We start from the raw sequence: 9,969 nt of genomic DNA, 5'->3' as shown, positions 1-9,969 counted from the left end.
GGGGTGTTCAAAACGAATGTCCTCGAATGGAACGAGAAGAAAAAATCACTTGTTCGCAACAACGCGGATCCGGCGAAATCGTGAGTGTTTCGGCACAACCGATCGACAGGCCAAAACGGCTCGGTCCTGAAAATCAGTTCCGACGTCACAGATTCCAGCGCAATTTGAATAAGGTGCGCTGCGCATCCGTCATCGACGGAACAATGATGCACCTTGCATCGACCGGGACGACGATAAACCCGTTGTTCCGTAACCACGACACGACGACCCAGGCTGGCTCGTAGTGGACGATCGTTTCCTCGTCAGACGACGCATCGATTTCTAGTTCACCTTGCCTATTCGGGCGGCAGCAAATCAAGTCATAGGACGAATCCAGTTCGGGAACGTCGACGGTGATGACACATCGGAACGGAGGCTTGTTGTTTCCGCATGCGCTGGCCGGCTGGATCGACTGGGGAAGAGTTGAGGCGGAACCGTTGGTCCCGGCATTTGGGGATATGGGTGAATTTGTCATTGTTCTATTGTATCATGGAAGTAAGTTGCAGGTCATTATTCATGAATTTAATTTAGAGCCTCTTTGCGTTCCATCTGACTTGAGACGCGGGCTTCGCGCGACGCGAAGACTCGAAATCATTTTTGAAAAGCGACCGCTGGGGGCCAACGGAACCCCGAGAGCCGACTTTTTTGAGCGGGAAGACAGTCTTGATGATCATACAAATCTGATGTTTTGCGCGGACGACGATCAGATCGAATGCGCGCGCCGCTTCAAGCGTGAAATTGTTTATGGATTCGCCGGACACCTTAAGTGGCCCTAGCGGAAACGATCTCCTGCCTCAAGCGCCTGCCAACCGCCAGGACGGCTGGCCGATTGCATTACAGTAAAACCTCTGGCGGCTTAGGAAGGAGGAGCGGTGCCACCCCTGCGCTCCTCCTCCTCGGGAACCTTGGCCATTCTCGCTTGTTCGTCTGAGCTTGCTGGTTCGATCCTGTAATAGCGGCCAAGCACGTGGGGCACCCCGGCCCACCTTCTCCGTGTGACGCCGGGGTCGGGGTGCTTCCGCCCGGAACCGGCAAATACCGTTTCAAGTTTACTCCCGCGGGTGCCTCCAACCTCCTGCGGGGCGATCGGCCAAGGGTTCTCGCCGGTAGGCGGCGAATTCTGCTCCCCTTGTCCGCCACCTCGCCTCGGGCAGAGCGCTCCCGGGCGGTCCCAGTGGCGCGATGAGCGGCAGCAGCCCCAACACCGTCCCACGTAGCGGTCCATGCCGGTGCTCCGCGGCCTTGCACAAAGGGCCGGACATCCAGCAGGCGCGGGGGCGTCCCGCAGCGAGCACAACACAGATGGCCGATAACGTCATTCAGTTCACGAATGTGCGGACCCTTCTTACCATGCTGCTTCAGACGAGGGGAGGACCACCTGTAGCTGGCCCCCGGCCACCCTTTGCCAATTGCACATGTGGATTGGCCGCTCGTATGAGTTTTCTGGGCCTGCGGGCGCCTCGGTACCTCTGCGTGACACCGCGGGTACGCCTTTCGCGCCTTGAGGCAAGCGGCCCTTCGGCTCAGTTGACTGACGTGGCCGGTTCAGAGAAGGTGCGCCTCTGCTGAGACTTTTGAATAGAGGGTCGTTTTGATCGAACTCCGCCGGGTCAATCATAGCTGCGAGCCTTGCCGCAGCCCGTCGATCACGCTCCCCAACGAGATCAACGACGCCGCTGTACTTTATTGCGCCGGCTGTGAAGCTTCTGTCGGCACATGGTACGATTTCAAGGAACGAACCCGGGCCGTAATTCTCGGCGAGATCGAGCGCGGCCAGGTTTCGCTCGCTATCGCCAGCAGCGACATTCGGTTTGATCAATCGGATTGATGTAGAATAGCCGTGGCTGAGACGCAGGCGTAACGGTGGGGCGCTTTCGAACGGCATTGCGCGAAGGTCGCGTTGCATCGTGATGGACTTCAGGGCAGATAGCAGACAACCCATACCTCGCATTTCCTGAAAAGATCCCGATGGAAAGCACTAGCATTGAACAACTGTCGACCTTCCTTGAAATCCTTAAGGATTCACAGCGACACTCATCCTTTCGTCAGCCAAATCGTTCACCTTGCCAGCCGACAAAACAATTTTCAAAATTTCTGCTTTGGAGAACGCTATCGCTGCCACCGAGGCGACAATTCTTGAGCAAAAATCCGAGAAGTTGACGGCTTGATAGACACGGCATGGCGGCTGTCGCCGCCCCGGACATGAATCGGTTGCGATTTTGCCATTCTGTTTTTAACCGAATGTCAGCCGACCCAGAACGGAGACGCACTGCGATGGCGTCGTCAAACATATGCTATCATCAACCTCACGCCAGAGCGACCAGTGCTTTTTGAACATTTTATCGATGTCGTAGTGATACATCCCGTCGATGTAATTTCCCACGTCTTCGAATGTTGTGCACTGTATGATACCCGCATCAATGATCGCGGTTCCATAGACGCTGGTTCGGTAACGACCGGCGACCTTCGTGGTCGTGATGGCGTTCAGCAGCCGATTTGCGAACGGATTTGCCTTGGTACTGCACTTATTGGGCAGATACATCGGCAGAAAAGGAGTCGCCGATGGCTGTATCAAGCCCATGGAAGACGTATCGCAAGCGGCAATGTCGGTATGGCGGGTTAACTGCTTGTATCGTGCAACGCGGCAGATCTCAGGTAAAATCGTCCCGTCTTCTTTCAGTTGATATAGAAGGTGTGCTGGGCCGGTGAAACTACTCATACTTAGACTCGATTTCGATTGTTGGCGCCAAAATTTTTAATAATGGAAGGTTGGTGGCGGCAGGCGGGTTGTGAGGGCATGTGCCATTGTTTTGACGGATCACCTGAAGGTCGGACAGGCCTATTTAATTCTTGCATGGAACGACCGCGGATCGATGGAAGGAACACATTGAAAATCGGGCCAACGGGCCGCAGCTACTATGAAGTCAGCCGGCTCAGGCTTTCGCGCGAATTCGATCCACGGCAACTGTCGATTAGTCCGAATGCAATGGGAAGTGACTAGTGTGGATGAGAATTCTCTGATGTCCTGCGCCGTCACCTGGTTCGGAAAATCAAAGACCTCATCACTCCGGTGGCGCTCCGGGTCTGGAAAACGAAAACTCCAGGCAAAGCGGTTCGCGGCAACCAGAAAGGCGCTCCCGTATACTGCCAATCGCTTGTGATCTTGGACGGCTCTGCCATCGATCCTCGTGGCGTTGTTTCTAAGCAGTTTCGTTGCGGGGCCATTCAAACGCAGCTCCGGTGCTTTTGACGCCCGGTCAGGATCCATGGCGATTGCTGTCAACCTGGCGCGCCCCTTACGAAAGTTGACCCATCCTGATACGAGCGATTTAGGCAGGGTGTCTGAGCCGTACCACCATGCGTCGGTTTGAAACGTGCCCACGATTCCTTTTGCTTTTAATTTTCCGGAAAGTGAGATCTCGTATAGAGATCCGTTGCGTTCCCGTTTGAAATGTAATGAAGACATTCGAGTGTGACTTATTGTTGTTGTGGGTGCTACTATGCGGTAGTCGGCATCGGACTCGCAATATAAATCGGTCAGTCGGCGAACTACCTAGCCCTCGGACCGCATGTGTTTAACGTTGCTGCGAGCCGCGCTTTAGACGTTTTACGAGAAGCGGCAGCTGTTGCTAAGCCTCTCCTACTTCCATTTTCGGGGGTCGTTGCCTGACGACAGTACAATTTAGCTCCAGGTGAGGCCGGAGGTTTGCTCTGAGGCGACCGACGACACCCGATTTACTGCGGAAGAAAAAACGGAGCCAAATCTATTCACGATTGCGTAAACTCAAATCGACTGTTTTTCTAATTTGAGTTGTCATCAGCGCAATTGCACGGCAATCGAAAACTGTTGGAAGCGAAGGAAGCGGGCCATCGCATTGAAACGGCTTGCGACGCCGTCACATCATAAGCGGCGCATTTTTCCCAAATGTTGAGATCGCATAGAAGCTACCATGCTGTCGTAATGACGGCGGCCTTGCTCATGAGCCCGATGTTCGGCTGGGACGATTGTACGTTGCATCCTGACAGCATTGAAAATTCATTTAAGAAGGAACATTCGAGACACGACATCAGGGCATCTGGACGCGCGTCATGCTCTGACCAAGCCGACCTGCATAGGTTGCCCCTTCGCGAGCCACGCACCGGTGCGCCCTGCTAGAAAAGACAATTGCGCAATTCTCACACACACCCGGTCCACAGACTGTGCGTCATCAAGTGGCACGAAGGAGAGATTTCTGCCGAGCCGGCTGGCCGGTGCCGAATGGCGTGTTTTCGCCGCCCGCCGCTGCGACTAGTTGGTCGTAACGAATGAACGCAAAGGTGCGCAAAGCGTGTAACACCTTGGGTTCTCAAGGTCCGACACATGACCGTCGATTGGCAGAGGGCAGGGGGGAGCACAGATGCTCCCGGATTACGGGGGAGGGTTTCTTGGCGCCGCAGGGTCGAAACACCCGCTGCCAATGGCGGGGATCCGAATAGAGGCAAATCAGTTTTCATAATCGGCCGCGAGTCGGGGCCAAGCCGACCGCGCTCGCCAGTTAGTCTATCCTTTGACCAGCGAGCGCAAAAACAATTTCGCGGACCCGCGACTGGAGCAACAGATGACAGAGCTGCGCCAGTGGCGAATTTCGGCGAAATGATGTCGGCACGGAGTCCGGCCTGGCGACAGTCGAGGCAGTCCGGTCACGTCGGAGGCGAGAGGGCGCGAGCGCAATGCCCTGGCGGCGGAGCGGGCTCGCGTGAATGGCGCGCCGCAGGAGCCAAAGTTAGACTGATCGAGCCCCATGGCATCGGGTTGGTACCGGTTGGGATTGACTTTGATAGCGACTGACCGGGATGAGAATGTCTTTACGAGAGTAGCGCCGTTGACTGCGACTTTCCTTTTGCCTTCGTTGACTTGGTCTTCGGGAGGGAGAGTCTGGCGACTGGTTCAGATGCAGACCGGCGCCCAAGACCGTTCCAGGGGCTGCTGACGAAATTGATTTCGTTTGAAGAGACTTTTTCCGAAAGTTGATAACGTGGAGCTGTCGTTCTGGTCATCTGGGGAGCGGCGCTCATTGTTTTTTGAACCGTGGATAGCGAAGCCGTCCTTTGGCCGCTAAGAGACAGGATCCCCGCAGGAATTTGAGAATGCTTTCGGCGACGCCTGCTTGCTGGTTCGAGCTGCTTTTCCCGGGAAGCAGATTGGAACGGCAGAAGTCTGACCCGCGCCGCTTCGGCGATTGCGGCCGGATGGCAGCTTTGACGCTTTCCGTGCTTCATCCGGTCGGTCGACATCCATGATCCCGGCCGCCTCGACCGGAATTAGGATATATTTGAGGTGATGCTGCTACCCAGGAAATAGTTTTCCAGCGCCTCTCCCTCGGCGATGTCTTAGAAATAGAAATAGATGTCATAGGTCCCCCCGAAACTGGGTTGGCGATGCTGCCGCGCGAGAAGACGTGGACGGTGTCCGCTGCCTCTCGTGCTTGTTGGATGACCGTTCGATACCAGCCGTGCTGTCGATCCCTTGTGCCCTTTGTAAAAAATATTGGATTCTGATTTTCCGGCTGGGCCCGTTGACATGCTGCGCCTGTGGCGCGCGCTTGAAAAGCCAGTTGGTCGCCGAACGCTGCCCGCATGATCCGGCCACATAAAGTACTTTCGAGATCGGCACCGGCGAGCGTGATGCCCGCCAGCGTCTCGATCTCGAACGGGAGCCAGGGTGTCAGCCAGCCAATTTTTTGTTTCGATCGCTGCGAATTTTCCAGTCCGGCGTATCCACCAGCACCATCTGCCTTGCTGCAACAGGTTGGCTCGGACAATGGTAAGAAAAATGGTCACATGCGTTTCTAGAGTATTTTCGTAATCCATATAATTTCCTCAAGGGCATCGCTCGATGCGGCCGGCAGGGCGTCCCCCGCAGCCGAGCTTGGGAGGGGAGGAGGCCGGGCGAAGGCGGACGTATCGAATGATGGACGGGGCGGGGCTTCTTTTGCCCTGCCTCACATATCGGATTGCCTCGTGTTCTTCGGATTGGTCTGCATGAGTCAAAAATGGACTCGGCCCGGTCTAGCCATTAATCCCTCCTCACGCCACGCGCTCGGCCGCGATCAACGACCCCGCTACGCAATTTGCCCCCGATCAACTCGCTTGCAGTCTTTTCCGGAGGGAGACCCTCGGCTTGTCGAAATCAAAAACCTGGATCTCCCGCCCTATCTGTCGAAGGGATGCACGGACGAGACCGCACTGACCTCCCGCGAGAAGGCTGTCGTGCAACTGATCGCCGAGGGCAAGACCAACAAGCAAATCGCCGATATCCTCAGCATCAGCACCAAGACCGTCGAGACCCACCGCGCTCTCGCCCTGCGCAAACTCAACCTCGACACGACTGCGGCACTGATCTGGTACGCGATCAGGAACGGCTTGGTTGAGGCATGATCATTGCCTACGGTTGTCCCGCGTTGGCCCGAGGATCCTCGTGGCAATCCTACCGCCCGCCCGCTCGCGTCCACCACGAAGCTATTCTCGTGATCGCCCTTCAGGACGCCTCGGACATACCCGATATCGTGCAACAGACAGGCAATGATCAGGTGAGCGTAGTCGTCGGGTTCGATGCGCTCGGTGAGCGTTCGGCCGCGCAGGATGTTCTTCGGGCTCGATCACGCCCGCAAGCTCATCACTGAGTAGGTCCGGGATTACAACACCACGAGGCCACACTCCTCGTTGGGCTATCAAACACCCTTCGCGTTTGCCGAGGGTCTCCAAACCGCAAGAGGCCATCACGCTGCGCAACGGGAAAGCTCCGCGCGCTGGCCTCTTGCTTCTCGCGCGCCACAAGGCGTATCAACCGCCGAGGCTCTAATTGTCGCCGAATGAAAGTTTAGAGGCAGGTCATCTCCTCTCCGGCGAAAGCGGTCATTCCTGACGGCTCTGCAGAGTTCCGAAAAGTCAGAACCGGTCTTTCGATGCCTATCTCCGAGAGCTCAAGACGCTCCTGCGGGAAAGTCTAGCGGGCCTCCTGGTGTTATTCGAGCGTAACGCCGGATTGGATGCGGCTACCGCCGATCTCTATGCCGCGGCGGGCGCGATTGTGAACGACGTGACAGTTGCTTCCCAACCACTCGCCCGCAAACGACGTCTGCTGACGAAAGCCCACGCCCGATTCCAGCAGCGGATATCCGCGGCCCATCGCAATGAGCGTAAACCGTCAGCAACCTGGCGCGAAAGCGAACTCTTCCTCACAGCCTGAACACGTGAGATGGGTTTCGGATCTTTCGTTGCCATGCGAAGCCCATCCCATTGGGACATAACAATCTATCCGGACTTGATGCATTTCCACTGCATCCGAGTGATCTCATCCTTCCAGATGTAGGTCCAACTCATGATCCGAGAGGCCGGATTGAAATAGAATGAGTGAGGAAAACCCGCGCGAACACCGCCACCGAAGATACCCGTTGCATCGCTGCGAACAATGAAGTGATCGCCCTTCGGATCAAAAACATCTCCGCTGGTTTTACCATAGGTCCAGTCGGGATCACCGCCCCCGCGATACATCGAGACGACCTGCTTTCCCTCATCAATCTCGAACCGGTTCACGGATCCCATGCTCTGGGCTTCGGTTGGATCACTGATCAAGCTACACTTCAGCGTGACAGCCGAAGCTGCTTGACTCGAGAGAAGAGTAAAGCCGATAAGGACGGCAAGAGCACCCTTTGCGCCATTCAACATCACAGTCGGCTCCAAGGCTTCTCGTTTCAAAGATCTAGCGGATTCTCTCGTCAAGGCAATGTGAAGCATGATTGAATGCTTGACGCCTGCTCAAGATTTCATTTTGCGGGCGCGATCTGTGTCGTTCTAGCCTCATTCTGTTTCGGAGCGTCTTTTATATCATGGATCTCGCAACTGGCGCCCTTCTTGCTGCATCCGGTCTCGCAGCCGGGCTCGTGAACGCCATCGCAGGGGGTGGGACCTTCTTCACGTTCTCGGCCCTCATTGGGGCCGGCCTTCCTCCGGTGATCGCGAACGCCACCAGCGCTGTTGCGGTGACGCCGGCAAACCTTGCGAGTGCATGGGCGTACCGTCGAGAACTGATGGCCAATGCGAGACGTTTCGCGATACTGGGCGCCGTCAGTCTCGTAGGTGGGCTTGCTGGAGCGTACATCCTCACTACGACTGATAATTCATCCTTCCGGAAACTGGTCCCGTGGCTCCTGCTTTTTGCAACTGTGTTGTTCGCAATAAGTCCGAAGATCGTCGCCTTCGCGCGATCAATCAGCTCACATGGTGGCAAAGGACCTTCGAGAAACACTTGGCTCGGCGGCCTCCTCTTCCAATTGTTTGTTGCCATCTATGGAGGCTTTTTTGGAGCGGGCATGGGAATCGTAATGCTGGCTTCGMTTGCCATCACCGAAGGAGATGACTTTCATCGCGCGAACGCGGCGAAGCACCTGTGTTCCACTGTGATCCAACTCGTCGCCATCATTCTCTTCATCTATGCCGGACTGGTTGCCTGGCGGGAAACCGCCATCATCGGTTCCGCCTCGATCATTGGCGGTTATCTCGGGGTCGTCTTCGGGCGTCGAATTCACCCAATCGCCATCCGCTGGCTGGTCGTCGGAGTAGGCGCCGCCTTAACCGTCTTTTTCTTCCTTCAGTAAGGACATGATCACCAGATCAGCGGCTGGCTATTTGCCCGGAGACCGCACACCGCACCATCATTGACACCGGCACTCAGGCACGTTTCAAATCAGAAACCCCAGAGGACGGTCGATGACCCAGAATTACTAGCAGCCGCGGCCGACCGAGAACGACCCTGACCTGAAGGCCGAGGGTGACCCCATTCCCGCTGACGGCACGCGTGTTCCTACAACACCGAACTTGTCTCGAGCGATGGCGTCTCGGTCCATTGCTGGATCGGCGATCGCGGCCGTCCGATCCCCTCTTGAACGAGATCATTCGGATCGCCCGGTCGTTTTCGGCAGTGGTTCGTATCCCAAAGGCGAGCCACCGCCTATTGGGCGGCCCCCAGGACATGCCCGATCGCCTTTGAGACCTAAATCGGCTCTTTGCTCAGAGCCATGAGGCCGGGGTCCGGGGCAGCCTGTGCTCAGGATCTATGATCGTGAGACTTGGACCGTCCGCGCCCTGATTCCAGCGCCAGAGGACGACACAGCTTCCGCCTGGAGACATGAATGACGGGTAGATTGCGCCGTCGTGACCTGCGGCGAGAAGCCGATCAGCAATCTGATGGGTCTCTGGAACTCGTCGTTGATCCAAGTCACGTCGCCATTCCGTTTGGTGGATTGCGGCAGTCAGGCCGAGAGGCTCCAAAGCTTCCGAACTCGTCAGATCCATCAAATGGGCTTTTGACAGTTCCATTTGCACGATCAGCGCGGGGTGTTGCACGAAGCCTTGATTATACTCGGACCAAGCTGTCGAAAGCTCTCGGGCAGCGTAGATCGCCGGTACCCCAACGGGGTTCCAACGCCCACCAAATTGAGCAGCGCCTTCCCCTGAGAGCGGAGCATGGGCCCAGCGTGGAACGAGAGCACGCCAAAGCTGATGAACGCCGGGCGGCAAAGGATCAGGCATAGACGCCCGATCTGACCGCTTCCAAATACGCCAAGACCCGTTCCGCCTTGCCTTCCTCGACCAGATCCAGGGCTGTTTTCCCAGCCCAGCCTGGAATGGGCTGGTGCTTGAACCAGATGGCCGCGCGCTGTTCGCTGCCTGCCATTTCCTCAGCCATGGCCAGAATCCGCACAAGTGGGCTCAGGGCGGCATCGACCTTTCGAGCGGCGATCTTCCCTGAGAGGGTGTTACGGGCAAGACCGGTCAGTTTTGCCAGCTCCGTTAACGTGAGCCCAAGCGCCTCGGCCACCCTCCGTGCTGAGAGAAATGGGGTCCCGTTCTCTCCGCCGAAGCGGGAAGCCTGAATGTCCAGGGCGGCGT

The 9,969-nt window shown here is 56.6% G+C and carries 10 protein-coding genes and 1 pseudogene; 6 read left to right on the top strand and 5 right to left on the bottom strand.

Going from position 1 to position 9,969, the window contains the following annotated elements; all coding sequences use genetic code 11:
* The 3 genes from AC1DVM_RS21115 to AC1DVM_RS21105 all read left to right on the top strand — a co-directional run.
* A partial coding sequence (locus AC1DVM_RS21115; RefSeq protein WP_477257747.1) for a hypothetical protein occupies positions 1 to 284 on the top strand: 284 nt, incomplete at its 5' end.
* Positions 285 to 392: 108 nt separating this feature from the next.
* Entirely contained in the window at positions 393 to 815 is a 423-nt protein-coding gene (locus tag AC1DVM_RS21110) for a hypothetical protein (RefSeq protein ID WP_477257745.1), read from the top strand.
* A gap of 815 nt (positions 816 to 1,630) precedes the next feature.
* A complete protein-coding gene (locus AC1DVM_RS21105; protein ID WP_477257743.1) occupies positions 1,631 to 1,867 on the top strand; it encodes a hypothetical protein in 237 nt (78 codons plus the stop codon).
* A 405-nt stretch (positions 1,868 to 2,272) separates the two neighbouring features.
* Here the strand turns inward: AC1DVM_RS21105 and AC1DVM_RS21100 are convergent, their stop codons facing one another.
* Together AC1DVM_RS21100 and AC1DVM_RS21095 are read right to left on the bottom strand one after the other, a co-directional pair.
* Positions 2,273 to 2,758, bottom strand: coding sequence for a hypothetical protein (locus AC1DVM_RS21100; protein ID WP_477257741.1), 486 nt, complete (start codon positions 2,756 to 2,758; stop codon positions 2,273 to 2,275).
* A 120-nt stretch (positions 2,759 to 2,878) separates the two neighbouring features.
* Positions 2,879 to 3,505, bottom strand: a complete 627-nt coding sequence (locus AC1DVM_RS21095) for a hypothetical protein (RefSeq protein WP_477257739.1) — start codon at positions 3,503 to 3,505, stop codon at positions 2,879 to 2,881.
* 2,663 nt (positions 3,506 to 6,168) lie between these two features.
* Between AC1DVM_RS21095 and AC1DVM_RS21090 the strand changes: the two genes are divergently transcribed.
* Together AC1DVM_RS21090 and AC1DVM_RS21085 are read left to right on the top strand one after the other, a co-directional pair.
* Complete coding sequence (locus AC1DVM_RS21090) at positions 6,169 to 6,456, top strand: response regulator transcription factor (protein ID WP_477257737.1); 288 nt, start codon at positions 6,169 to 6,171, stop codon at positions 6,454 to 6,456.
* Positions 6,457 to 6,660: 204 nt separating this feature from the next.
* Positions 6,661 to 6,894, top strand: a pseudogene (locus AC1DVM_RS21085) (integrase core domain-containing protein); the annotation flags it as partial.
* A gap of 438 nt (positions 6,895 to 7,332) precedes the next feature.
* Here the strand turns inward: AC1DVM_RS21085 and AC1DVM_RS21080 are convergent.
* On the bottom strand, positions 7,333 to 7,746 hold the full coding sequence (locus tag AC1DVM_RS21080) for a hypothetical protein (protein ID WP_477257735.1): 414 nt from the start codon (positions 7,744 to 7,746) through the stop codon (positions 7,333 to 7,335).
* 161 nt (positions 7,747 to 7,907) lie between these two features.
* Here AC1DVM_RS21080 and AC1DVM_RS21075 point away from each other — a divergent pair, with 161 nt between their 5' ends.
* Entirely contained in the window at positions 7,908 to 8,675 is a 768-nt protein-coding gene (locus AC1DVM_RS21075) for a sulfite exporter TauE/SafE family protein (protein WP_477257733.1), read from the top strand.
* 412 nt (positions 8,676 to 9,087) lie between these two features.
* On the opposite strand, the gene AC1DVM_RS21070 is transcribed toward AC1DVM_RS21075, so the two are convergent.
* Positions 9,088 to 9,609, bottom strand: a complete 522-nt coding sequence (locus AC1DVM_RS21070; protein ID WP_477257731.1) for an RES family NAD+ phosphorylase — start codon at positions 9,607 to 9,609, stop codon at positions 9,088 to 9,090.
* Positions 9,602 to 9,961, bottom strand: coding sequence for an MbcA/ParS/Xre antitoxin family protein (locus AC1DVM_RS21065; protein ID WP_477257749.1), 360 nt, complete (start codon positions 9,959 to 9,961; stop codon positions 9,602 to 9,604). Before AC1DVM_RS21065 ends, AC1DVM_RS21070 begins: the two co-directional genes overlap by 8 nt.
* Positions 9,962 to 9,969: the final 8 nt, after the last annotated feature.

It is taken from the genome of Microvirga sp. P4_A5 (assembly GCF_056402495.1).
This window is presented reverse-complemented; position numbering and strand designations above follow the sequence as displayed.